Source organism: Enterobacter sp. 03-F-07-AD-ECC (assembly GCF_047530935.1).
GTDB classification, from domain to species: domain Bacteria; phylum Pseudomonadota; class Gammaproteobacteria; order Enterobacterales; family Enterobacteriaceae; genus Enterobacter; species Enterobacter cloacae.
Map to the genome: position 1 here is coordinate 25,358 of NZ_JBLKBZ010000025.1, position 23,819 is coordinate 49,176.

The following is a 23,819-nucleotide window of genomic DNA, read 5'->3' on the forward strand; positions in this document are numbered from 1 at the left end:
CCTCGAACCCCGTACTACAACATCCTGGTTGTCGCTCTTCCCGATGAGCTAGTGGCGGTATGGTGGCCCTGACTGGAACTACGCCAATGACCGGTCGATGGCGGAACAAACGTTCTGACCGACAGGCTACAGAGCCGGGTTCAGAATGATACACATCTGGAATTAACCACGCAAATCAGACGGTTAAAAGCGGGTACAGAGTGAAGGATCGGTAGCGGTTGGTCGGTCTGGGGAAGAGTGGGCTGGATTACCCTGTAGGATTGAATATTAAAAATCAACTCATTGAAAATCAATTGAATTATCACATTCAATAATCCTACATCCCCCTAAAGCCCCCATATTCGTCTGCATGGATACTGCGCCAGGAATCATCACGGGAATCCGTAATCAATTACAGCATTACGCCAACAAAATTTTATACGATGGCATAGTTTATGGCGGGGCAACTCGCAAACAAAAATACGCATATATATTCAGAAAACGTTGTTCTGGTTGTTCCAAATAGCGAAATTGGTACAACTGAGGAGGAAAAAATGAAACTAGCGGTTGGGAAGAAAGAGCTTCTGACTATAGTGCCTTTGTCACTGAGCACTATCTACAGGCTGGAAAAGAATGGAGGATTTCCGAAGCGTTGGTACATTACAGATGGGCGCTGTGCCTGGAACGCTGAAGAGGTTGAGCGCTGGCTTGATGAGCGTCAGGCTGCCAACCAAACAGTAAATATTGAACAGGAGGATGCATGGCATTCAATGACATTGAGTTCAACGCCATCAAAAAGGAAGTGAAGCAATTTGTTGAAAGCATCCGACCACCAGTCCATATCCGTTCTAAGCTGGATATCGTCTACAGCATCAGCGACCAGACTGTAGATATTGGTCAGTTACGACCTGTATGGCGAGGTGAACCAGGTGAAACGCACATTCTTCCAAACGTCAGAATCAGATACGTCCGCTCACAGGACAGATGGAAACTCTACTGGATGCGCAAGGATTTGAAATGGCATCTATACAGTACTGAGCTTTCGCTGACGGATGCACTTGAGCTTGTGCGTGCAGACCCGGATTATTGCTTCTTCGGATGACGAAAGAGGCATCTGCGTGATGAAAGAAGTCACAGAGATGTGGCCTTTCTTATTGGATGGAATTACTGGTGTGAAAAAATCAGCTGTAATCTGATCATTTTGTTGAAGTTTTTTTTAGCCTGTTACCTCAAGCGTTTTCCAAAGAAAATGATCGCCATAGCACGACGCACACGTGATCGCGGGCTGCAACCTTAACCACACTGGGCAGCCCACTACTGCTTATAAGTGGTTTCTCGGCCACCAAAGCCGGCACGTTGAACTACCGCGTGAAATGCTAAAAATTGTTTCTGGGCGTCGCCAGCAAGTAAAGCATGGAGAAAAACAAGGATCCCCAATATACCGAGTCATATCGATAGGGATCAAAATCAATATGCAAAAATCCTCTTACAAAATCGTATCCATTTGCAAAAATGTTTATCTGAATGGATGCAATAGCGATTACAAATACCATATAAGCAATAAACAATGGATATTTATGAAGCCTGTTAACTTTTAACTTCCCCAAATAAAGCAAGAAAAAAACCACAATAGACACAATGAAATAGACCACAGCAGGCCAGATCGGTGGATAAAGCGAAAATTCTAAATCTTGTGACATAATCAGTTCTCTTTAGCTATCTGGTACATCTGCCAACCTGTAATGCTACTACTGGTCGCATCAAGTGTAATTGCGGTTTTAGATGCCTCTTGCCAGCCTCTGATATAATCAGATTGGATATTGTGAAACAAACTCCATGACTTTTCTCTGGAAGCCAGAACTTTTCTACCTGCACCGTATGCTGATAAAGAAAGATCAATTACACCGTAAATTAAATCTGCTTGATTATTACCATAACCCAGCTTTTTTGCAGCAAATCTGTACGCTTCTCTCACGGTTCCTGATTGTTCTTCACGGAAAAGAAGATAGTACCCGTTTTCGTATACATTATTTAACCCATGAGCAATCATCGGAGCCCCGTATGCAGCACAAGCTAACCCAAGCGATCCAACGCATAAACTAGCCCCACCATAAACTTGTGCTCCGCCTGCAACAAAGCCAATCTGCTTGAGAGCTATAGTCGTTGTTGTTGCCTGATTTTTCTCGACAACTATAAACATTTTTGCTCGGTTAAAGGTAAGCAGATCATCCTGTTCGCGAAGATGTCGTATCTGTTCGTCAAGGATTTGAGTCCCTCCGAGAAAGGTAAGGCAGTGGGATTCGATCTCTCTTTTCAAATGACCCACGAGCTGTTGAATCTCAAAAAACAGACCAGAAGTACCATAAAATAAATGTTTTGCGGAAATTTGCTCTGTAAGAAGCTCAATTTCTCGCACTTTATGCTCAAACCGATTTTTGTCACGGTTATGGTTATACATTCGACCTCCATGTCACAAATACTTTTCAATAATAATACATTCGTTCAGACGACAATCAATAGCTCTTTATGTATCAGCAGTTGCGACAGTCAGAACGGGAAATTTTTTATACAAAGTACACACAGCCACATCATAAATTATCGCTACTTGCTTCCTGTCCACGCCATTCGCTATTAGTCGCCATACATGCGCCCATTGCTCCTGAGTCAGCTTCGGACGCCTCCCACCTATTATCCCCTTTGCCCTGCCATGGCTAAAACTGCTCTCGTTCTTTCAATTATATTTTCTCTTTCCATCTCAGCCGCAGTACTTAGCATTGTGTATGCGAATCGGCCGATTGAAGTACTGATCCTTATTCCTTCGGTGATTGAGACAAATTCAATATTATTAGCCCGAATTAGCGCAGTAAATCGATGAGGTGTATGCGTGAGCGTCCAAGCCGATCCTGCTTCCAGACAATGACAGTGTCACCTGGCCGCAATAACTTCATCTTCTTATCCAGCCCCGGCCGTTTCGACTTCGGCGTACCGCTGTCCGTTCTGCAGGAAACTGGAGGATGGGAGTCTATCGAAATGGTCCGTCGATATGCTCACCTGGCATCGAACCAATTAAGCGAACACGCACAGAAAATAGATGCCATTTTTGGCAACCATGACACAAATACGACACAAGGAGAAAATCATACTGGTTTGAAACTGGCGTAAGCGCCTGTTTTTAAATGGCACGCCCTGTAGGATTCGAACCTACGACCTACGGCTTAGAAGGCCGTTGCTCTATCCAACTGAGCTAAGGGCGCACTGAGAAGAGTGAACTTCGCGGTGGAGAAACGCGAAGAATTATACGGTCAATGGCAGGTGAGTCAATGCCTTTTCCGTTTTCACCTCCGATTAGGGCTAGCTGATTGTAAATATGGCTGTTTTTTCAACATTCCCGGCCTTTCTTTCGTAGAATTTAGCGCTGCGAAAAGGCTTAGCTGCATTTAAGTAACGCCTGCTGTTTTCCTGAGCGTCAGCTCGTCACACTAGTGTGAGGTATCCCGGCCGCCTGGAGGCTGACAGACAACAGGACAATGGAGTGACAGCGCAAAACCTGATCGATACGTCCCCCAGCTTACAGCACCTCTCTCACGATATCGCGGGCATCAAACTTGAGCCTATCATCGCCCTCTCCTCGCAGCGCCAGGTTGGGGTGGAAGTGCTGAGCGTTCTGTCAGCAAGAGAGCAAAGCGAAGCATTTTTCAACGATCGGTCTGCGGAGTGGTCACTTACGCTGCTTGAAGCGCAACTTGTCGCGCTAAAAAATACCCCGCACTGTCATAATCTTTACGTCAATCTGCCGATAACCGTATTAACGCAGCCGGACACCTTTCTGCGGCTTCTCCGGCTGCCTGCCGCACCGCTGAATATAGAAATTGTCGACCCGGCACGCTTTCTGGCGCTGTCTGACACAAAACGGCAGGACGTTCACCAGCGCCTGCTGCAGCTCAGAAGACAAGGCCACGGTATCTGGCTGGATGATATTGATGAAGCGATCGTCCAACCGTTTTTGTCCTGCCGGCTGCCGTTAACCGGCATAAAAATCGACAAGGAAGCATTCTGGCGTTTACGCGCCCCCCCTGCGCTCGGGCAACTGGTGACACGTTGCTTTCAGCTTGCCGACAACGTGCTTATTGAAGGTATTGAGACTGAAAAGGATCATAGCCGGGCACGACAGGCAGGAGCAGGACTCGGCCAGGGGTACTACTGGCCGTCCTGGACATGGCCGGAGGAATAAAAAGCCATTTCCAGGAGGGAAGCCATGCGAATGACAGTGCGCCGTTACCGGCGGCGGCGTACAGGAAGTGATGCACTGGGATTTACGCACTCGCCTTTTGCTCCCCCCTTTTTCGACCGGCTCGAATTTTTGAGCCAGTCCATCCACCAACATCGCAAAACAGACGCGCCCTTTATTATTCTGGTTACGGAAGATCATTTCCTGCGCACCGGTTTTCTGAACGGCCAGTTTCCCCTGAGCAGCTGTAGCGACTACCCGACGCTGGACGAAGCTTTTCAGGCGCTGAATCAGTGGCCTGCAGCCCGTCTGGTGGTAGATATTGAAAGCCGTACCACGGCGCTTATGGAAAAGCTGGATCAGCTGAGAAGACACAGCCTGTATCCGCCCTTTCTCACGCCGTATCTGTTGGTCAGGGCGGATAATTACGACACCCGTCTGTTCTGTAAAGCGGCGGGGCCGTTTCATGTCCTTGAACGCCAGTCAACGGCGGCGGCACTCCAGCACAGCCTGATGGACATTAGCCCTCCACAGGGCTCCAGTAAAGAGTGGTTCTCTCGCGGCGAGTGGCCCATTTTACAGGAGCTGTCGCGGGGGAAGTCACTACGTCAGATCGCCCTGCTGCAGAATCGCCCCTACAGTCGCATTATCTATCGCCTGAGCTGCATTCTGGTGAAGCTCGGGCTTAGCCATCGCCAGGAACTGCTGCATCTTCTCAATAATCTCTCCGACTGCCCGTTTTACTCTTAACCTAACCCCTTATTTCCTAAAGATCTTTAGGAAGTTACTTACTGAAAATGTTAATTTTATGTTAACTGTTAACATAAATCTCGAAATTACAACTATTCCTAATTTCTGACTCTGAACCACGTGAAATATTAAAGAATAAGTAAAGCGCAGCACTTTCATCCATGCGTTAAGGGATTGATGGTTCCGTTAACAGGATGATAATGATGTAAAAACAAGCAATTTGGTTGTACGCCCCTGGCGCTTAAAGCGAAGGCCGCAGAAGATTTTGCTCTTCCGGCATAGTATTTTTCTGATATCAGGGAGAGGTATCGGGATGAGGATGAGAAGCGCTATCTGTGCAAATTCACGCCACTTCAGCAGCAGGTGAGACGTTTTACTGCCCCGCCATTTCATTAACAACTTTGCAACATATAGTGGTATCTGTTATTTTTTGTTATTACATAAAGATGAAAAGATGCGGTAAATGGAATAACAGGACATTTCCGCTAAATTTAAAAAAATAGCCATTCAGATCCAGAAGATAATACAAATCAATAATCATGAATTAATCTGCAGGCTTTTCGGAGAAAACTTACGCGGTATAATAAGACGCGTACCAATTATGAATAAGAAAAACCTTTTTGCCGCCACCAGCCAAATGAGATGACCGCGCTGAGGCAATGACATTACCACTACGTTAACAAGGATGCTTTCGCTCTTTCCAGGGAAATACCACCCTATAAGGATCTGCAAATTTATCCTTCCGGCATTTCGAGAGTTTGAACCAAACTCAGCATAACGCTTTTAACAATCTGAGGCATAAAAAATGAAACCGGCATCCGTTATCATTATGGACGAACATCCTATCGTCAGAATGTCGATAGAAGTCCTGCTACAGAAAAATAAAAATATCACAGTCAAACTGAAGTCTGGCGACAGCCATGAAGTTCTCGACTGTATCCGCAATCACGCCATCGATCTGGTGATCCTGGACATTGAACTTACGGGCACCGATGGCTTCGCTTTATTGAAAAGAATCAGAAACTTAAACAAAGACATAAAGGTCCTGTTCCTCTCTTCCAAATCGGAGTCCTTTTACGCAGGCCGTGCCATCCGCGCCGGGGCAAATGGGTTTGTCAGTAAACGAAAAGATTTAGGTGAGATCTACAACGCCGTGGAAATGATTCTGATGGGCTATTCTTTTTTCCCGTCGGAAACGTTGAACTTTATTAATCACCTGGGCTCAGGGAAAGGGATGGCATCCGATATGCCATTATCGAACCGTGAGGTCACCGTACTGCGGTATCTGGCGAATGGCTTATCGAATAAGGAAATTGCCGAACAGCTGCTATTAAGCAACAAAACCATTAGCGCGCACAAATCCAATATTTATTCCAAGCTCGGTGTGCAAAGCATTGTGGAATTAATTGATTACGCCAAGGCACACGAGCTGCTATAACCTGAATTCACTCCCTGCAGTTTATCTGAGTTGCAGGGAGTGCGGTCAGCGCTAATTATAATTAATCATAAATGTGGCATCCGCATCGGCGCGTCCGGGTCGGGGGTTATCCGCTGTGGCAATATAATTAGCATAAAATGACAACACGGCATTACCCTGCGCATCTACCGCCACCGGCTGGCTGGCCTGCTGTAACGCAAGACGTGTTTTATCCGCATCCCTGATCTCCACCGCGACGTTATTCGCCGTACTGGCGTCATTCAACGCCAGCAATCCGCTGTCACTGCCGTCAGTTTTCCCGGAAAACGTAATTGATGCCGAGCCTGGCGGACAGCCAGTCAGCTTCAGCGTAAAGGGCATGGGCTGCGTGCGGCTCCCCGTGGTGCTGAGCTGCTTCGTCGGCCAGGTGCCCAGCGTGACGGTCTTGTCGCTGTCGCTGCCCTCTGCCACGCAGGTAAAATCAACGATATTGCCGTACATCTGAATATTGATCTCGCCCAGCGCTGTGGCTGACCACGCGTTTGCCTGACACATCGTCAGGGCCAGCGCAGCGAAAGGCCATTTCCAGTTCCCCATCTCTTCCCCTTAATCGTAATCCACGCGCAGATAGCCGCGAGAAGTGAACCGGCCTTCTGCTGGCTTATTCCCCGTAATGCTCACCGGCCAGACCCGGATCCCCACCTGCGCCTGCGCGCTGTCATCCAGACGGAACGGAATTTTGCTGTTCAGGTTGTTAGGCGTCAGAGGCGTACCGCTATCGTTCGCCACGACAAACCCTAAATCCGGGTTATCGGAAACCAGCGCATTGCCCGAGATTTTTTCCGCCTCGATGCGCATCGTCAGATACGCATTGGCCTCCACATTGGTGCACTTAATGGCAATGGTTTTGCTTTGTGGTGAGACGTTCTGAGGACGATTGCCCGCCCCCGCCTGGCTGAACAACGACGCGCCAATATCACCAAAATCAAACTCCACCACCTGCCCGGCGTTAATCGCACAGCTTTGTGGTACCTGAATGGTGCCGCTGTAGCTGATGGTATAGACCGGCGTATTCAGCGGATCGGATGACGTGGTGGTGACATAGACGGTGAACATGGTCTGCTGGGGGATCACCACCATGTTGATAAACCGCCGTGTGACCCGCAGACGAAAGACCAGCTTCGAATCGGTGACAGGAAACGCTTTGTTGTTCGGAACGTTAGGGTGCTGCCCCATCTGAATGTAGTCTGACGGTGGATAGAAAGTGCCCGCGTAGTCATCGTGGATCTGCATTGCGCCATCAAGGTAGTCATTCAGCTTCACATACTTATAGCCATCAATTACCGTCGTTATCGGCAGGCTGGTGACATAACTACGCATCGTGGACTTTCCGGTTGTTCCTTTAGGGCAAATGGCGTTCACGCCCACCAGCCCGGATTTTTGCGCAAGGGTCACAATCTGCCCCGGTTTGTTATTGGAGCTGTTAAAGACGTTTGAAAGATCGTATGAGATATCCTTCGGCACACCCGTGGCGTTCTGGCAAACCGTCGCCCACGCGGGCATCGTGCTGCAGAGCAGCGCTAAGCTAAACACATTGCGTAAACTGCGCATCTTTGGGTTCCTGTTAACGGTCACAGCTTGCCCCCGCCATGGTAATGGCCTGGTTTTGGCTTTCAGGCGATAAACGATAGTGCGCACGACACTGGGACTGCATCCCATTGCCCCACTGAATAAGCAGCTCCCCTTCCAGCGGCAGCCCGCTCAGGTAAATCTGCCCGTCATCGCCCACCATACTGGTGACCCCGCTCTGGGTTTCACGGACCACGGCACCAAACGGCACAGGCTGGTTGCCGCGGGTCACGGTCAGCAGGGCACGTACGCCGATACGGGTATCGAAGCTGGCGCGCACCAGCGCACCTTTGGTCGGTACTACGCTGCTGACGTTATTTTCGATGTCGGTGTTGTTACTCATGGAGTTGGTATCCAGCGCCACGCGGTTATAGCGGTAGACGGTGGCATACGGCATGACCGCGTAGCCTCGCCAGTCGGTTTTCACCCCGGTCTGGTTTTCCACGCTGACGCCCGAGGCTCCCGGCGCTTTGATCAGGACGTTAGTGTCGCCCAGCGGCTGGCTGAAGGTGACGCCGTCGGCATGGCCCACCACCCCACCGGAGAGCTGCCAGTTGAGATCGTGCTGATCGCGCGCGTAGTTGTAGCCCACCCCCAGCGTGCCGTAGGTCGCCTGCCAGTTTGCGCTGGCGCTACCGCTTGAGCCGTTGGTGCTGGTGTGCCCCTGCGTAACGCTGTAGTTCAGGTTGCGATCTTCCAGCAGGGTGCCGCTGACCCCGGTTTGCCAGCTGGTATCACCGTCGCTGTTGCGGCTGGCTGAGGCCGTGGCGTAAGCGCGATCGATGGCGCTGTCCCGGCGATATCCCTGACGGGTAAAGAGGCTGAACGGCACCGAGACGTTAAAGGACGCGATCCGGTCCGTGCCCTCTATCCCGACGGACTTGTTCCACGACCATGACAGGGAGTAGTTGATCCCTTTTACACCTCCGGCATAGCCGAGCTGATACCAGAGGTTAGACTGGCTGGTGCCCCAGTAGGTCTGCTCGCTGCCGGAGACATAGACTGAGCCGTAATCACCCAGCGACTGAGAGATATTGAGCTGGAAGCGCCCTTTTTTGTTCCACGTCAGGTTGTGATAGCTCTGCACGTCCGGCACGCCGTCATCATCCTTGCTGTCGGCATACTGATAGCCTTCCATCGAACGCCAGGCCACATCATCCAGGGTGTAAAACCCTTTCGTGGAGTAGCGATAGCCCAGCAGCTGGAAGTTGGTGCCGAATCCGTTGAGTGATTTTGCATACAGGAAACGCAGGGACTGGCCCTCATGGCGGCTGTCGTCCGCCAGCTGGCTGCGGGCATGGGTGATATCGACCGACACCGCCCCCCAGTCACCGAGGTTTTTCCCGGCGCCAATGGCCACCGCGGTATAGCGCGACGCCAGCTGCGTACCGCCGTAGAGCGTGTAACCATTGGCCAGACCGGTAATCAGCGTGCCCTGGGTGAAGAACGGTGTGTCCTGATCGCTGTTACCGCTGCGGTAATCCCCGGCCACGAGGTCATACTTCCAGCGACCTTCCCGCTGCAACAGCGGCACGGTGGAGTACGGCACGGTATAGCGTTGCTGGCTGCCGTCCTTCTCTTCTACGGTCACTTCCAGATCGCCGCTTGAAGAGGTAGGGTTCAGATCGGTAATGGCAAACGCGCCAGGCTGGACATAGCTCTGGTAGATAACATAGCCGTTCTGGCGAACAACCACTTTGGCCGGGGTACGGGCGATACCGCGCACGGTTGGCGCGTAGCCCTGCAGGCTGTCCGGGTACATGCTGTCGGACGAGAAAAGCCGCCCGCCGCGGAAACCGACGCTGTCAAAGACATCATTGCCGGTATTGCTGTCGCCCAGCACCAGCTCGCTTTTGAGCGGAATGACGGTGCGCTGCGCCCAGGTGCCAATGTTCTGCCAGTTACTGTGCCGCTGGCCGTTGTTTTGCGTATAACGCCAGGCGCCGTTATTGCGTAAACGCCAGGCGCCATAGTTCAGCCCGCTCTGCAGGTTCAGATAGTAGCTGTCATCCTCGCTTCCCCGGTTGCCGGTAAAGCTGTAGTTCAACAGCGCGGCGGGGATCCCTTCATCCCACTGTTCAGGCGGGATATAGCCACGGGCGCTGTTCTGCATCGCCACCTGCGGCAGGCTGATATTCAGACGCTGCGAGGCGAAGTTAAATGCGACCAGGCTGCCGGGGATCGCTGTCGCCAGCGGGACACAGGTGTCGTCCTGCACCTTTACCAGCTCGGGAAACGCAGCGAGGTTAACGCCAAACCGTTCCAGCATTTTACGTGTGATGCACGGCGCCAGTCCGCCCGCCACCGGTGGCGTATCGTCGGCCTGCTCAAAGCGCACGTCCTGGGTCGCGATAAACTCATCGTTACGCCAGATATCCACGCGATACACGCCGGGTGCCTGCTGGTGACCTTGTTCAAAACGCGATAAATCCGCCACGCTGGCGGTATCATCGGACAAAAAGGCCGGGTTAAAGTAGCTTTCGCTCCAGCCCGACTGCGGCCAGAGCGTTGCCATCAGCGCCAGTGCAACCGGGCAGTAACGCCATTGATGATTATTCATCGCCCTGACTCTGCTCACAGGTTGACACTACGCGCCGGAGTAATGGCACCGTAGTCATTGACGCTCTGCCAGGAGAGCGTACCGCCCGCACCAGCCGGCAGCGCCTGCTGTGCCGAATTTTTTGGCGCAATCATGATGTTATCCAGCGTCTGACCGCCCAGCTTCAGATTGACCAGCGTGATGTAATACGGTGAGGCGTTGCTGATCTTCAGATGCGAGCCAACGCGCTCAAAGCGCAGCTGAGAGAGCGCCTCTTCCGGCTGCATTGCCAGGTTATTCGGACGCACAAACAGCTTGATACGCGACAGGATGGCCAGTTGCAGCACGTTGTTGTTTTCGGTTTTGGCTTTGTTCACTGACGGGATCGCTTTCACGTTCATGTAAAACAGCGATTCACGATCGGCAGGCAACGCAGGCCCGGCGTAAATAATGCGCAGCGTGTTTTCGCTGTCCGGCTCGCTGACAAACAGCGGTGGCGTGACGGCAAAGGTTTTTTCTTTTTGCCCGTTTGCGTTTTCGATCCACGCGTTAATTAAATAGCGTTCTTGCTTGTTACTGTTGGTGATCGCCAGTGAAGTTTGTTTAGCATCTGCCGGATAAATAACGCGCGTGGCTCCAAGTGCAATACCGCCGGACGCATTCGCGCTTGCAGAAACCATCATTAAAATAAACGATAAAATCAGTCCTGGTTTAATTAGGGTATTCATCAAAACCGTACCTTTAATAATGTGTTCGCAGGTGTTATGGATAAATCAACGTAAACCAGACATCCGACTGAATATTGCCTGGCACAAGGTGTTCGGAAATAGCCCGATATCGGGCGCTAAAATGAAACGCAAGCTCGCGGGTATCAATGGGCAGCCAGCTGACCGCCGTGGCGTTGGGGATAATCTGACGCTGCTGTTCGTCAAAGAGTGCCAGCCCCACCCCGCTGCTGATGGGTGTTTCACCGGGGCGCGATGTCGCCAGAAAAACCTGCGGGTCTTCCGCGGGCGTGATGCCCTGGAACTGGATCCCGACGGTGCGTGAGACATCCACGCTGCAATCCAGCAGCCGCACGGTAAAAGGCACATTTACGGTGGAAAAACTGCCCACCCCGGAAAACGAGTTGGTCCGGTATTGTCCCATATCGATGCGCATATTCTGGCTGTCTGGCGCCACGGCGCAACCACCGTTCACCAGTTCACCCCGGAGGTGTACTTTGCCGCCGTCAATCACCACCGTATGGGCGAATGCCTGGGAAGCCATCGCAAGGGTTAACAGCAGTAGTGTTCCTGTCCTTGTCATCCTTCGTTCCTGGCCTGAGCGTATGACGGGCCTCATCCCTGAGGCCAAAACATCCCTGTACGGAGGAATTATTCGTATTTCATAACGAAAGTGGCGTCAGCATTTGCCTGGCCTGGTTCAGTGGTCGCAGCAGTGGCTTTATAACGCGCACTGAAGTTCAGGGTGTTGGTGCCCTGGATCAGGTTCTGCGCAGCAGAGAAGGTGGCACCGTCTGGCGTGAGAACGCTGGATTTGCTGTCGAGGATCTCAATACCAACACCTTTCGCGGTGTTGTCGTTGCTACCGGAAGTCACTGCCAGCAGGGTTTTGTCAGTTGCGTCGATCTGACCGGTGAACGCCACAGCAGCCGTTTTCGCCACCAGCGGATCGCAATCGTTCAGTTCGATGGTGAATGGAATATTGGTGGTGGTATCACCCACTTTGGTGAATTTCGCGGTACGGTACTGACCGAGATTAACGGTCTGCTCGGAAGAATCGGTATTTACTGAACATGCAGCATTAACCAGTTCACCTTTAAAATGCACGGTACCGCCATTTACGGAAACTGGCGTAACCGGATCGGCAGCGTGAGCGGCACCCGCGACCAGGGCCAGTGAAGCAATAACAGTAGAAGCAATGTTGCTGAGTTTCATGTCTATTCCTTTAAAATGTAAATAACCCTTCCCGCGAATTTTCGGGAATAAGAAATACGTTCAATTGAAAAAATTGAAAGCTTATTTCGGAGGAGACAAAGTAGCTCAGGAAACTATTTTTAAATATGTCAAAACGCTGCCATTTTACCAGGTCACATCCTAATCCTGCCTAAGAAATTGACCATCACCCGAGAAGGGTCTTTACGCCCGCCGGAGGAAAACTCGCAAAGGGTGACTGACAGCGGCGCTCGCTTCTGCCAAAATACAGGCCATCCCCCCTTTCAAACGTTACAGACGGAATCTTCTCTCTGATGGCAGCAAAGATTATTGACGGTAAAACGATTGCGCAGCAGGTGCGCTCTGAGGTCGCGGAAAAAGTGAAGGCGCGTAAAGCGGCTGGTTTTCGCGCACCAGGGCTTGCCGTTGTGCTGGTTGGTAGCAACCCGGCATCGCAGATTTATGTCGGCAGCAAACGCAAAGCGTGTGAAGAGGTGGGGTTCGTCTCCCGCTCTTACGATTTGCCGGAAACCACCACCGAAGCAGAACTGCTGGAACTTATTGACACCCTGAATGCCGATAAAGAGATCGACGGTATTCTGGTCCAGCTGCCGCTGCCGGCAGGCATCGACAACGTGAAGGTACTGGAGCGTATCGCGCCGGATAAAGATGTGGACGGTTTCCACCCGTATAACGTTGGCCGTCTGTGCCAGCGCGCGCCGCGCCTGCGTCCCTGCACCCCGCGCGGCATCGTGACGCTGCTGGAGCGTTATAACATCGACACCTACGGACTGAACGCCGTAGTGATTGGCGCCTCCAACATCGTGGGCCGTCCGATGAGCATGGAGCTGCTGCTGGCCGGTTGCACCACCACCGTGACCCACCGCTTCACCAAAAATCTGCGTCATCACGTCGAGAATGCCGATCTGCTGATCGTCGCGGTCGGTAAGCCGGGCTTCATTCCCGGGGAATGGATTAAGGAAGGGGCGATTGTCGTGGACGTCGGGATTAACCGTCTGGAAAACGGCAAAGTGGTTGGCGACGTGGTTTATGAAGATGCCGCAGCGCGTGCCTCTTACATCACCCCGGTACCGGGCGGCGTAGGCCCGATGACCGTAGCAACCCTGATTCAGAATACCTTGCAGGCATGCGAGGAGTATCACGACGTAGAGGACGCGTAACATGGCGACATTTTCATTAGGTAAACATCCACACGTTGAGCTGTGCGATCTGCTGAAGCTGGAAGGCTGGAGCGAGAGCGGTGCGCAGGCCAAGATTGTCATTGCCGACGGGCTGGTTTTCGTCGACGGCGTGGTAGAAACGCGTAAGCGCTGCAAGATTGTTGCCGGTCAGACCGTCAGCTTTGACGGCCAGAGCGTGACCGTTACGGCCTGAGCCGTCTGATGCCCTCACCCTAACCCTCTCCCGGCCGGAAGAGGGGATAACAATCCCCGCACACCTATCACGGTTAATTATCGATCAACTTCAAATAATCACTATTTCATCTGTTGAAAAGTGAAAATTGTGTTGCGCGTTTTTCACGCTTTGCCCACGATAAGTAGAACGTTCTACTAAAACGTTCTACTTACAATAACAGCGCCAAAAAAAGCGCTTCTCGGGGGAAATCAGCATGAGTCTGATATCAGGGTTTGTTAAATCGCTGTCTAAGTTATCGATGATTGGTCGCGCCTTAATGCTGCCAATTTCACTGCTTCCCGCTGCGGGCCTGCTGCTGGCCTTTGGCGATAAGTTTCACCTGCCGCTGATGATGAACGCGGGTGGGGTTATCTTTGATAACCTGCCCATGCTGTTTGCCATTGGCTCCGCAGTGGGTCTGGCATCGGAATCCGGCATTGCCGCACTGTCTGCCGCCGTCTCGGTGTTTGTTACCAATATCACCATCAGTACCGTGCTGAGCATTACGCCGGAAATGGCCTCTCAGGGCGGCAAATACGCCATGGTGGTCGGCATCCCGACGCTGCAGATGGGCGTCTTTGGCGGGCTTATCTGCGGTATTCTGGCGGCGTGGTGCTATAACCGTTTCCACACCATGCAGCTGCCGGAGTTCCTTGGCTTCTTCTCCGGCAAACGCTTTGTGGCGATTGCCACGGCGTTTCTCTCGTTCCTGCTCGGTCTGCTGCTGCCCTACGTCTGGCAACACATTCAGGCAGGCATCGACGCGCTCTCCGTGGTGGTGAACGGCGATAATCAGGCCGCCTCAACCTTTATCTTCGGTCTGGTCGAACGCGCCCTCATCCCGCTCGGTCTGCACCATATCTGGTATCCCTCTTTCTGGTATTCATTTGGTGATTACACCACTCAGGCGGGCCAGGTGATCCACGGCGACCAGACCATCTGGTTCAAGATGCTGGAAGAAGGTGTGAAATCCTTCAGCAGCGACACCTACCAGAACGCCGGTAAGTTCATGCAGGGTGAATTCCCGCTGATGCTGTTTGCCCTGCCTGCGGCGTGTCTGGCGATGTATCATGAAGCGCATACCAAAAATAAAAAAATCGCGGCCGGTATTCTGTTCTCTGCGGCACTCACCTGCTTCCTGACGGGGATCACCGAGCCGGTGGAGTTCACTTTCATCTTCGTCGCGCCGATCCTCTACGTCTTTAACGCCATTATGGCGGGCCTGGCGTACATGACCATGTATCTGCTGCACGCCCATATCGCCAAGTCGTTCTCGGCAGGCTTTATCGATTATCTGTCGTTCGGGATCCTGCCGTCATTCAACGGCTATCAGACCAACTTCCTCAATGCCATTATCATTGGTATTCCGATGGGCCTGATTTATTACTTCACCTTCCGTTTCGTGATCCGTCGCTTTGACGTGAAAACGCCGGGCCGTACCGAAGTGACCGCCAGCGCGGATGATAAATCCGATTCTGAACTCGCCACCGAAATCATTACCCTGCTGGGCGGTGCACACAACATCGACTCCGTTGGCTCCTGTATCACCCGTCTGCGCCTGGAAGTGGCAAAAAGTGATGCGGTGGATAAAGATGGCCTGAACGGACTTGGCGCTCGCGGCGTGGTCTTCGTGGGTGATAACGGAATTCAGGTGATTTTCGGTGCCAGAGCACAGTTTATCGCCCAGACCATGTCCACCATGATTGGCAAATAATAAGATGCCGGAACGACACGTCTCCTGTAGGCTGAGAGACGTGTCGTATCTGGCTGATAATCGGTAAATTTCAGGGAGCGGTTTTGAAGAAAGTCAGCATCATTGATGTCGCAAAGCACGCGGGTGTGTCGGTCTCTACCGTATCGCTGGTGCTGCGCCAGAAAGGGAAAATCTCCGAAGCAACGATCGAGAAGGTCAATGCCGCCATCACGACGCTGGGCTATGTTCATAACGTTGCCGCTGCTAACCTTCGCGCCAACACCTCCAACCTGATCGGCCTGATCCTGCGTGATTTTAGCGACAGCTTTTCCATCAAAGTCATGGCGAGTATCGTCCAGGAGCTGGAGAAGCAGGGCTATATGGTTTTTCTCGGCCAGCCGCTGAACGATCGGGAGCATTTAGAGCGCACCCTGCTCTCCTTTAAGCAACAGGGCGTGGCGGGTGTGATCTATCTCGCGTCGGATACGCGCTCCTCAACCCTGCCGGAGCAGATCCGCCAGTGCCCGCTGCCGCTGGTGGTGGTCTCGCAGTCTCTGCTGGATGAAAAATGCAACCTGGTGATGCGCGATAACCGCCAGGCGGCAAACCTGGCCGCGCGCTATCTTATCGAGCGCGGGCACCGCAACATCGCCTACATTGGCGGACGCGAAGGCTGCCTTATTCGCGAACAACGCCTGCTTGGATTTCGCAGCGCAATGACCCAGAACGGGCTGGTGTGGCGCGATGAAAGCTCCCCGGCCTGCAGCGATGACACGCAAGCCGCCGCAATGGCGACCCGCCAGCTGCTTGAAAAAAACAACACCATCACCGCCCTGCTCTGTCATTCACCGGATGCGATGATCGGCTGCATTAGCGGCATTCATCAGGTGGGCCGCACCGTGGGAAAAGACGTGTTTCTGACGCAGCAGGTCGCGCTGGTGGGCTTTGAAGATATGCTGCACGTCAACCTGACCTCGCCGTCGTTTACCTATGTCTCCTCCGCAAGTGACGAGACAGGCCGCCAGGCGGCGGGTCTTATCATCCGTAAGCTGAAAGAGCCAGAGCTGCAGACGCAGCGCATTACCCTCTCCGGCCAGCTTATCGCGCGGGAATCGGCGTAAAAATCGGAATTTAGCACAGGTCAGTTTCAGCGAAATCGCTGCTATATTCCCATGATTTGTCATGGAAAATTACGATGCCTACCGTTATCACTCACGCTGCTGTTCCGCTTTGCCTGGGCTTAGGCCTGGGAACCCGGGTTATTCCTCCCCGCCTGCTTTTCGCCGGTGTCGTGCTCGCGATGCTGCCCGATGCCGACGTGCTGGCGTTTAAGTTCGGCGTTGCTTACGGCAATGTTTTCGGTCATCGCGGCTTTACCCATTCACTGCTGTTTGCCTTCGTGGTGCCGATACTCTGCGTACTGGTCGGGCGACGATGGTTCAGGGCAAGTTTGACGCGCTGCTGGCTGTTTTTAACCGTGTCGCTGCTGTCGCACAGCCTGCTGGATTCCGTCACCACCGGCGGCAAGGGCGTCGGCTGGCTGTGGCCGTGGTCAGATGAACGCTTCTTTGCGCCGTGGCAGGTGATTAAGGTCGCCCCGTTTGCCCTGTCGCGCTATACCACGCCGTACGGGCATCAGGTGATTATCTCTGAACTGCTGTGGGTGTGGCTGCCGGGAGTGGTGCTGATGGGGTTGTTGTGGTGGCGAAAGCGTGCACGCTGATGCCCTCACCCCGGCCCTCTCCCACAGGGAGAGGGTTAGAGTGAGGGGAAAATTACTTACGGCGCCAGGTGGTCCCCTGTGGGCCATCTTCCAGGATGATCCCCATCTCGGTCAGGCGATTGCGCGCCGCATCCGCTGCCGCCCAGTCTTTCGCATGACGGGCTTCCAGACGCGCGTTAATCAGCGCTTCAATCTCTGCCACTTCGCCGTCATCCGCCTGCGCACCGCTCTGCAGGAAGGCATCCGGCTCCTGCTCCAGCAGGCCAAGCACGGAAGAGAGTTTACGCAGGTGAGAAGCCAGCGCATTCGCCGCCGCCATATCTTCTGACTTCAGACGGTTGACTTCACGCGCCATATCGAACAGCACCGAGTAGGCTTCCGGGGTGTTGAAATCATCGTTCATCACCTCAACAAAGCGGGCCTCAAACGCCTCGCCGCCCGCGGCCTCCACGGACTTGTCGGTACCGCGCAACGCAGTGTACAGACGCTCCAGCGCAGAGCGTGCCTGTTTCAGGTTCTCTTCACTGTAGTTCAGCTGGCTGCGGTAGTGGCCCGACATCAGGAAGTAACGTACGGTTTCCGCATCGTAATACTTCAGGACGTCACGCACGGTGAAGAAGTTGCCCAGCGATTTAGACATCTTCTCGCGGTCAACCATCACCATCCCGGAGTGCATCCAGTAGTTCACATACTCGCCGCCGTGCGCACAGGTGGACTGCGCGATTTCGTTTTCGTGGTGCGGGAACATGAGGTCTGAACCGCCGCCGTGAATGTCAAAATGTTTGCCCAGCTGTTTGCAGTTCATCGCCGAGCACTCAATGTGCCAGCCCGGACGCCCTTCTCCCCATGGAGATGGCCAGCTTGGTTCGCCCTCTTTGGACATCTTCCACAGCACGAAGTCCATTGGGTTACGCTTCACGTCAACCACGTCAACGCGCGCGCCAGCCTGCAGTTGGTCAAGATCCTGACGGGAAAGCGAGCCGTAGGTAGGATCGGTTGGCACTGAGAACATCACGTCGCCATTGTCCGCAACGTACGCGTGGCCGCGTTCAATCAGCTTTTCCGTGATCTCGATAATTTCGTGAATATGGTGGGTCGCACGCGGCTCGCTGTCCGGGCGCAAAATGTTTAACGCGTCAAAATCCTTGTGCATCTCAACGATCATACGATCCACCAGCGCGACAAAGCTTTCGCCATTTTCATTAGCGCGCTTGATGATTTTGTCGTCAATATCGGTGATGTTACGCACGTACTTCAGGTTATACCCGAGGAAACGCAGGTAACGCGACACGACATCGAATGCGACAAAGGTACGGCCATGGCCGATATGACAGAGATCGTAAACCGTAATACCACACACGTACATGCCGACTTCCCCGGCATGGATAGGTTTAAATTCCTCTTTCTGGCGCGTCATTGTATTAAAGATTTTTAACATCGAAGATTCCATGTAAACACGTGTGTGGACGAAAACCGGGTATTCTACCCGTAATTCAAACCCGAAGCAGCACACAATGCAAGGTGATCGCATCCTGTGGTTATGCTATAACAGGCCCCTATATCTGACCCGAACGCGGGTCGACGTACCACAATAACGGAACAGGATGCAAAAATGGTTACTTTCCACACTAATCATGGCGATATCGTAATCAAAACCTTTGATGACAAAGCGCCTGAAACAGTTAAAAACTTCCTGGACTATTGCCGCGAAGGTTTCTACAACAACACCATTTTCCACCGTGTGATCAACGGCTTTATGATCCAGGGCGGCGGTTTTGAACCGGGTATGAAGCAGAAAGAAACAAAAGAAGCGATCAAAAACGAAGCCAATAACGGCCTGAAAAACACCCGCGGCACGCTGGCGATGGCGCGTACTCAGGCACCTCACTCTGCCACCGCGCAGTTCTTCATCAACGTGGCTGACAACGACTTCCTGAACTTCTCCGGCGAAAGCCTGCAGGGTTGGGGCTACTGCGTATTCGCAGAAGTGGTTGAAGGCATGGACGTGGTCGACAAGATCAAAGCCGTTTCCACCGGCCGCAGCGGCATGCATCAGGACGTTCCAAAAGAAGACGTTGTGATTACCAGCGTGACCGTCAGCGAGTAATTCGTGGCGACACTCTTTATTGCAGATTTGCACCTGCAAACAGAAGAACCGGCGATCACCGCCGGTTTTCTGCGTTTTTTAGCGGGTGAAGCCAGACACGCCGACGCGCTTTACATCCTTGGCGACCTGTTTGAAGCCTGGATCGGCGACGACGACCCCAACCCGCTGCACCGTAAAATGGCTGCCGCCATTCACGCGCTGGTCACCTCCGGCGTTCCCTGCTACTTCATTCACGGCAACCGCGATTTTCTGATCGGCCCTCGCTACGCCCGCGAAAGCGGCATGACGCTGCTGCCAGAAGAACAGGTGCTTGACCTCTATGGTCGAAAAGTCCTGATCATGCACGGTGACACGCTCTGTACGGACGATACCGGCTATCAGGCGTTTCGCGCGAAGGTCCACACCCCGTGGATCCAAAAGGTGTTCCTTGCCCTGCCGCTGTTTATCCGGAACCGTATCGCCGCCAGAATGCGCGCGGGCAGTAAAGCCGCCAACAGCAGTAAGTCGATGACCATCATGGACGTCAACCCGCAGGCAGTGGTCAACGTGATGGAGAAACACCACGTCCAGTGGTTGATCCACGGTCATACCCACCGTCCCGACGTGCATACGTTGGTCGCCAACGGCGAACCGGCTCGCCGTGTGGTACTGGGCGCGTGGCACAGCGAAGGATCGATGGTGAAAGTCACGCCTGAAGGTGTGGAACTGATCGCTTTCCCGTTTTAATTTCTCCCGCAAAACTCATTCTATTTTTTTGAACGATATCGGCAAATTGTTTCGATTTTAATCAGCCCGTGGTCGGCCTATCATTTATCACATCAGGGCAACACGCCCTATCCCAAACAAAACACTTAAGGATTACGACCATGAAATCTATCAAAACTTTCGTTGCAGTTGCCGCTCTGTCTCTGATCTCTTTCGGTTCTTTCGCACAAAGCGTTAGCGCGACAGCCTCAACTCTGGATCGTGCAGAAGCGAAAATTGCCGCTCAGGCTGCTGAACAGGGCGCGTCTTACAAAATCACCAGCGCACAGTTCAATAACCGCGTGCACATGACTGCAGAACTGACTAAATAATATCGCCGTTTGCCGTGCCGCCAGTAGATCCGCGACAGCGACAAGACGATGAGGAAGGAAAGAGAATGAAAAAAATCAGCATCGTAAGTGCCCTGCTGCTGGCCGCTGGACTGTCCACTGGCGCGATGGCAGCAGAGAATGGCTTCTGTGTACCGGAAGCCGGCTCGAATATCGACACCAGCATGGTGAATCATATTGATGTCAGCCACGCATTCGACAAAGAGAACCTGACCGCAGGGGATCTTCAGTAACCTCTCAAAACAGACCGCCTGAATGCGGTCTGTTTTGTTATTCCCGCGCACCACAACGGCTCGGTTTTTAACCGCGCAACCGTTTTCCTTGCCCGTATTACATGCTATTCTCTGTGCCCTCGAAAGCAGTGTGTTTCGCACCACAGGAGTTTTAAGACGCATGTCTTCCCGCAATAATCCGGCGCGTGTCGCCATCGTGATGGGGTCCAAAAGCGACTGGGCTACCATGCAGTTCGCCGCCGAAATCTTTGAAATCCTGAATGTTCCTCACCACGTTGAAGTGGTTTCCGCACACCGCACGCCGGATAAACTGTTCAGCTTTGCCGAAAGCGCGCAAGAGAATGGTTACGAGGTGATCATTGCCGGTGCGGGTGGTGCAGCTCATCTGCCGGGCATGATTGCCGCCAAAACGCTGGTGCCGGTACTGGGTGTTCCGGTGCAGAGCGCCGCACTGAGCGGTGTCGACAGCCTTTACTCCATCGTGCAGATGCCGCGTGGCATTCCTGTGGGTACGCTGGCCATCGGCAAAGCGGGCGCGGCAAACGCGGCTCTGCTGGCAGCGCAGATCCTGGCGACGCACGATAAAGCCTTACTTCAGCGTCTGGCGGACTGGCGTAAAGCCCAGACCGACGAGGTGCTGGACAACCCGGACCCGCGGGGTGCGGCATGAAGCAGGTTTGCGTCCTCGGTAACGGTCAGTTAGGCCGCATGCTGCGCCAGGCCGGTGAACCGCTGGGTATTGCCGTCTGGCCGGTCGGTCTGGATGCCGAACCCGAAGCCGTGCCGTTCCACCAGAGCGTCATTACCGCTGAGATTGAACGCTGGCCGGAAACCGCGCTGACCCGTGAACTGGCGCGCCATAACGCTTTTGTGAACCGCGACGTGTTCCCAATCATTGCTGACCGTCTGACGCAAAAACAGCTGTTCGACAAGCTCGGACTGGCGACCGCGCCGTGGCAGTTGCTGTCTGATAAAAGCGAGTGGAACGATGTCTTCGCTATGCTGGGCGAACTGGCGATTGTAAAGCGTCGCGTCGGCGGTTATGACGGCCGCGGACAGTGGCGTTTGCGCGCGCACGAAACCGCCGAACTGCCGGAAGAGTGCTACGGAGAGTGCATCGTTGAGCAGGGCATCAACTTCAGCGGTGAAGTGTCGCTGGTTGGCGCTCGCGGCCACGACGGGCGTACCGTATTTTATCCTCTCACCCATAACCTGCATCAGGACGGGATCTTACGCACCAGCGTCGCCTTCCCGCAGGCCAATGCTGAACAGCAGGCCCAGGCGGAAGAGATGCTCTCGGCCATTATGCATGAACTGGGTTATGTGGGCGTGATGGCGATGGAGTGTTTTGTAACGCCATCTGGTCTGCTGATCAACGAACTGGCACCGCGCGTTCACAACAGCGGTCACTGGACGCAAAACGGCGCATCAATCAGCCAGTTTGAGCTGCACCTGCGCGCCATTACTGACCTGCCGCTGCCGCAGCCGGTGGTTAACAGCCCTTCAGTGATGATCAACCTGATCGGTACCGATCTGAACTACGACTGGCTGAAGCTGCCGCTGGTGCACCTGCACTGGTACGACAAAGAGGTTCGTCCGGGGCGTAAAGTGGGTCACCTGAACCTGAACGACAGCGACGCAGGCCGCCTGAGCGCTACCCTGGAAGCGATGATCCCTCTCCTGCCGCCGGAATACGCAAGCGGGATTGTCTGGGCGCAATCAAAGCTCAAATAAGCGATAATTGCCGGGGAGTTGATCTTCCCCTTCCCCGGCCTCTCCTCACGCGCGTAAAATCCCCCTCCATTGCTGTTTTGATTTCTGGAATAACCATGAACGATGGAACGGATTATCGCGCGATACTCGCGTCCGATACCCCTTTGATTGACGTTCGCGCGCCGATCGAATTTGCGCAGGGTGCGATGCCTGCGGCAATCAACCTACCTTTAATGAACGACGACGAACGCGCCGCCGTGGGGACCTGCTACAAACGCCAGGGGCCCGACGCTGCGCTGGCGCTCGGCCATAGTCTGGTGAACGGCGACACGCGGGAGGCCCGGATCAACGCCTGGCGCGAAGCCTGTCTTGCCCGACCTGAGGGCTTTATCTGCTGTGCGCGCGGCGGACAGCGCTCGCATATCACGCAGGCCTGGCTGAAAGAGGCGGGCGTGGATTACCCGCTGATCCGCGGCGGCTATAAAGCCCTGCGTCAGACGGCGATTCAGGTCACTATTGAGCAGTCACAAAAACCGATGGTGCTTATCGGCGGCTGTACCGGAAACGGTAAAACGTTGCTGGTGAAGCAGCACGTGCAGGGGATCGATCTGGAAGGGCTGGCCCACCATCGCGGCTCATCGTTTGGCCGCACGCTGACGCCACAGCTTTCCCAGGCAAGCTTTGAAAATCATCTGGCCGTCGAGCTGTTGAAAAAAGATGCTGCACGTTGGGTGCTGGAGGATGAGGGCAGGATGATTGGCTCTAACCATCTGCCGGAATGCCTGCGCGACCGGATGGCCGAAGCCCCTATCGTGGTGGTAGAGGATCCGTTTGACATTCGTCTTGAGCGCCTGCGCGAAGAGTATTTCGACCATATGTGGGCCAATTTTTCTGCCGCCTACGGCGAAGAGGCAGGCTGGAAGGAGTATAACGAGTATCTGCACCACGGCCTGTTCGCCATTCGCCGCCGTCTGGGGCTGCAGCGTTATGCGGAATTCACCGCGCTGTTAGATTCCGCACTGCTGGAACAACAACGCTCTGGCAGCACTGACGCACACTTTAGCTGGCTTGCGCCGCTGCTCAGAGATTATTACGACCCGATGTACGGCTATCAGCTGGAGAAGAAGGCAGAAAAGATTGTATATCGCGGGACGTATGGCGAGGTCGCTGACTGGCTTGATCGCTAAAAGAAAGCCGGGTGGCGAGGTAAAAGCAAAACGGCAACCTGGTTGCCGTTTTTAATGTTTGTACCCTCTCCCTGTGGGCTGAGGGATCCCCAGTAATATGGTCATGCCACCATGACCATATTACTGTACTCTTTTCCCAGCTTTTTCATCTCGTTAACTATATTCAGCCGTCTC

General features: G+C 53.5%; 26 protein-coding genes, 1 tRNA gene and 2 pseudogenes. 18 read left to right on the forward strand and 11 right to left on the reverse strand.

Annotation, left to right across the window (positions count from 1 at the left end; translation table 11 throughout):
* The first annotated feature begins 533 nt into the window (after positions 1 to 533).
* Entirely contained in the window at positions 534 to 785 is a 252-nt protein-coding gene (locus ACMWKA_RS22470) for a helix-turn-helix transcriptional regulator (RefSeq protein ID WP_023620425.1), read from the forward strand.
* Positions 740 to 1,081: a DUF3024 domain-containing protein gene (locus ACMWKA_RS22475; RefSeq protein WP_023620426.1), complete on the forward strand. Its 342-nt coding sequence runs from the start codon at positions 740 to 742 to the stop codon at positions 1,079 to 1,081. The genes ACMWKA_RS22470 and ACMWKA_RS22475 overlap by 46 nt, the downstream gene beginning before the upstream one ends.
* A gap of 274 nt (positions 1,082 to 1,355) precedes the next feature.
* Here ACMWKA_RS22475 and ACMWKA_RS22480 read toward each other — a convergent pair whose 3' ends face one another.
* The 3 genes and pseudogenes from ACMWKA_RS22480 to ACMWKA_RS22490 all read right to left on the reverse strand — a co-directional run.
* Positions 1,356 to 1,679 carry a hypothetical protein gene (locus ACMWKA_RS22480; RefSeq protein ID WP_023620427.1) on the reverse strand — a complete coding sequence of 108 codons (324 nt, stop codon included), beginning with the start codon at positions 1,677 to 1,679 and terminating at the stop codon, positions 1,356 to 1,358.
* A 2-nt stretch (positions 1,680 to 1,681) separates the two neighbouring features.
* The gene (locus ACMWKA_RS22485) at positions 1,682 to 2,437 is read right to left on the reverse strand and encodes a DUF4225 domain-containing protein (protein ID WP_040021465.1); all 756 of its coding nucleotides are present in this window, start codon (positions 2,435 to 2,437) and stop codon (positions 1,682 to 1,684) included.
* 66 nt (positions 2,438 to 2,503) lie between these two features.
* Positions 2,504 to 2,957 (reverse strand): annotated as a pseudogene (locus ACMWKA_RS22490) (recombinase family protein); the annotation flags it as partial.
* A 1-nt stretch (position 2,958) separates the two neighbouring features.
* On the opposite strand from ACMWKA_RS22490, the pseudogene ACMWKA_RS22495 reads away from it, so the two are divergent.
* Positions 2,959 to 3,141 (forward strand): annotated as a pseudogene (locus tag ACMWKA_RS22495) (integrase); the annotation flags it as partial.
* Between the two features lie 15 nt (positions 3,142 to 3,156).
* Here ACMWKA_RS22495 and ACMWKA_RS22500 read toward each other — a convergent pair.
* Positions 3,157 to 3,233: transfer RNA gene (locus ACMWKA_RS22500), tRNA-Arg, on the reverse strand.
* A gap of 278 nt (positions 3,234 to 3,511) precedes the next feature.
* Here ACMWKA_RS22500 and ACMWKA_RS22505 point away from each other — a divergent pair.
* The 3 genes from ACMWKA_RS22505 to fimZ all read left to right on the forward strand — a co-directional run bounded on the left by ACMWKA_RS22505 (position 3,512) and on the right by fimZ (position 6,395).
* Complete coding sequence (locus tag ACMWKA_RS22505) at positions 3,512 to 4,210, forward strand: EAL domain-containing protein (RefSeq protein WP_414760621.1); 699 nt, start codon at positions 3,512 to 3,514, stop codon at positions 4,208 to 4,210.
* Positions 4,211 to 4,234: 24 nt separating this feature from the next.
* Positions 4,235 to 4,957, forward strand: a complete 723-nt coding sequence (locus ACMWKA_RS22510; protein WP_023622262.1) for a helix-turn-helix transcriptional regulator — start codon at positions 4,235 to 4,237, stop codon at positions 4,955 to 4,957.
* 805 nt (positions 4,958 to 5,762) lie between these two features.
* Positions 5,763 to 6,395 carry a fimbria biosynthesis transcriptional regulator FimZ gene (gene fimZ / locus ACMWKA_RS22515; protein ID WP_013095936.1) on the forward strand — a complete coding sequence of 211 codons (633 nt, stop codon included), beginning with the start codon at positions 5,763 to 5,765 and terminating at the stop codon, positions 6,393 to 6,395.
* Between the two features lie 51 nt (positions 6,396 to 6,446).
* Here fimZ and sfmF read toward each other — a convergent pair whose 3' ends face one another.
* The 6 genes from sfmF to fimA all read right to left on the reverse strand — a co-directional run bounded on the left by sfmF (position 6,447) and on the right by fimA (position 12,482).
* Entirely contained in the window at positions 6,447 to 6,971 is a 525-nt protein-coding gene (sfmF, locus tag ACMWKA_RS22520) for a fimbria assembly protein (protein ID WP_013095935.1), read from the reverse strand.
* A gap of 9 nt (positions 6,972 to 6,980) precedes the next feature.
* Entirely contained in the window at positions 6,981 to 7,985 is a 1,005-nt protein-coding gene (fimH, locus tag ACMWKA_RS22525; protein WP_020685033.1) for a type 1 fimbria D-mannose specific adhesin FimH, read from the reverse strand.
* Between the two features lie 13 nt (positions 7,986 to 7,998).
* The gene (locus ACMWKA_RS22530) at positions 7,999 to 10,563 is read right to left on the reverse strand and encodes a fimbrial biogenesis usher protein (RefSeq protein WP_013095933.1); all 2,565 of its coding nucleotides are present in this window, start codon (positions 10,561 to 10,563) and stop codon (positions 7,999 to 8,001) included.
* A gap of 14 nt (positions 10,564 to 10,577) precedes the next feature.
* Positions 10,578 to 11,270 carry a type 1 fimbria chaperone FimC gene (gene fimC, locus ACMWKA_RS22535; protein WP_013095932.1) on the reverse strand — a complete coding sequence of 231 codons (693 nt, stop codon included), beginning with the start codon at positions 11,268 to 11,270 and terminating at the stop codon, positions 10,578 to 10,580.
* A gap of 34 nt (positions 11,271 to 11,304) precedes the next feature.
* The gene (fimI, locus tag ACMWKA_RS22540; RefSeq protein WP_013095931.1) at positions 11,305 to 11,850 is read right to left on the reverse strand and encodes a type 1 fimbrial protein subunit FimI; all 546 of its coding nucleotides are present in this window, start codon (positions 11,848 to 11,850) and stop codon (positions 11,305 to 11,307) included.
* Between the two features lie 68 nt (positions 11,851 to 11,918).
* Positions 11,919 to 12,482, reverse strand: coding sequence for a type 1 fimbrial major subunit FimA (fimA, locus tag ACMWKA_RS22545; protein WP_013095930.1), 564 nt, complete (start codon positions 12,480 to 12,482; stop codon positions 11,919 to 11,921).
* Between the two features lie 311 nt (positions 12,483 to 12,793).
* On the opposite strand from fimA, the gene folD reads away from it, so the two are divergent.
* The 5 genes from folD (at position 12,794) to ACMWKA_RS22570 (ending at position 17,311) form a co-directional block, all read left to right on the forward strand.
* Positions 12,794 to 13,660: a bifunctional methylenetetrahydrofolate dehydrogenase/methenyltetrahydrofolate cyclohydrolase FolD gene (gene folD / locus ACMWKA_RS22550; RefSeq protein ID WP_013095929.1), complete on the forward strand. Its 867-nt coding sequence runs from the start codon at positions 12,794 to 12,796 to the stop codon at positions 13,658 to 13,660.
* A 1-nt stretch (position 13,661) separates the two neighbouring features.
* Complete coding sequence (gene ybcJ, locus ACMWKA_RS22555; protein WP_040021473.1) at positions 13,662 to 13,874, forward strand: ribosome-associated protein YbcJ; 213 nt, start codon at positions 13,662 to 13,664, stop codon at positions 13,872 to 13,874.
* Positions 13,875 to 14,109: 235 nt separating this feature from the next.
* The gene (locus ACMWKA_RS22560) at positions 14,110 to 15,609 is read left to right on the forward strand and encodes a PTS transporter subunit EIIC (RefSeq protein ID WP_014830936.1); all 1,500 of its coding nucleotides are present in this window, start codon (positions 14,110 to 14,112) and stop codon (positions 15,607 to 15,609) included.
* Positions 15,610 to 15,692: 83 nt separating this feature from the next.
* On the forward strand, positions 15,693 to 16,709 hold the full coding sequence (gene malI, locus ACMWKA_RS22565) for a Mal regulon transcriptional regulator MalI (RefSeq protein WP_020685029.1): 1,017 nt from the start codon (positions 15,693 to 15,695) through the stop codon (positions 16,707 to 16,709).
* 74 nt (positions 16,710 to 16,783) lie between these two features.
* Positions 16,784 to 17,311: a metal-dependent hydrolase gene (locus tag ACMWKA_RS22570; protein WP_045902391.1), complete on the forward strand. Its 528-nt coding sequence runs from the start codon at positions 16,784 to 16,786 to the stop codon at positions 17,309 to 17,311.
* Between the two features lie 52 nt (positions 17,312 to 17,363).
* Here the strand turns inward: ACMWKA_RS22570 and cysS are convergent, their stop codons facing one another.
* A complete protein-coding gene (gene cysS / locus ACMWKA_RS22575; protein ID WP_414760622.1) occupies positions 17,364 to 18,749 on the reverse strand; it encodes a cysteine--tRNA ligase in 1,386 nt (461 codons plus the stop codon).
* A 174-nt stretch (positions 18,750 to 18,923) separates the two neighbouring features.
* On the opposite strand from cysS, the gene ppiB reads away from it, so the two are divergent.
* The 7 genes from ppiB (at position 18,924) to mnmH (ending at position 23,645) form a co-directional block, all read left to right on the forward strand.
* Positions 18,924 to 19,418, forward strand: coding sequence for a peptidylprolyl isomerase B (gene ppiB, locus ACMWKA_RS22580; protein WP_020685026.1), 495 nt, complete (start codon positions 18,924 to 18,926; stop codon positions 19,416 to 19,418).
* A 3-nt stretch (positions 19,419 to 19,421) separates the two neighbouring features.
* Positions 19,422 to 20,144: a UDP-2,3-diacylglucosamine diphosphatase gene (gene lpxH, locus ACMWKA_RS22585; RefSeq protein WP_414760623.1), complete on the forward strand. Its 723-nt coding sequence runs from the start codon at positions 19,422 to 19,424 to the stop codon at positions 20,142 to 20,144.
* Positions 20,145 to 20,284: 140 nt separating this feature from the next.
* Positions 20,285 to 20,494, forward strand: a complete 210-nt coding sequence (locus ACMWKA_RS22590) for a YdgH/BhsA/McbA-like domain containing protein (protein ID WP_013095921.1) — start codon at positions 20,285 to 20,287, stop codon at positions 20,492 to 20,494.
* A 65-nt stretch (positions 20,495 to 20,559) separates the two neighbouring features.
* Positions 20,560 to 20,745, forward strand: coding sequence for a hypothetical protein (locus tag ACMWKA_RS22595; RefSeq protein WP_023620085.1), 186 nt, complete (start codon positions 20,560 to 20,562; stop codon positions 20,743 to 20,745).
* 160 nt (positions 20,746 to 20,905) lie between these two features.
* The gene (gene purE / locus ACMWKA_RS22600) at positions 20,906 to 21,415 is read left to right on the forward strand and encodes a 5-(carboxyamino)imidazole ribonucleotide mutase (RefSeq protein ID WP_040021485.1); all 510 of its coding nucleotides are present in this window, start codon (positions 20,906 to 20,908) and stop codon (positions 21,413 to 21,415) included.
* Complete coding sequence (purK, locus tag ACMWKA_RS22605) at positions 21,412 to 22,479, forward strand: 5-(carboxyamino)imidazole ribonucleotide synthase (protein WP_013095918.1); 1,068 nt, start codon at positions 21,412 to 21,414, stop codon at positions 22,477 to 22,479. Before purE ends, purK begins: the two co-directional genes overlap by 4 nt.
* Before the next feature lie 95 nt (positions 22,480 to 22,574).
* A complete protein-coding gene (gene mnmH / locus ACMWKA_RS22610; protein ID WP_057071963.1) occupies positions 22,575 to 23,645 on the forward strand; it encodes a tRNA 2-selenouridine(34) synthase MnmH in 1,071 nt (356 codons plus the stop codon).
* The last annotated feature ends 174 nt before the right edge of the window (positions 23,646 to 23,819 follow it).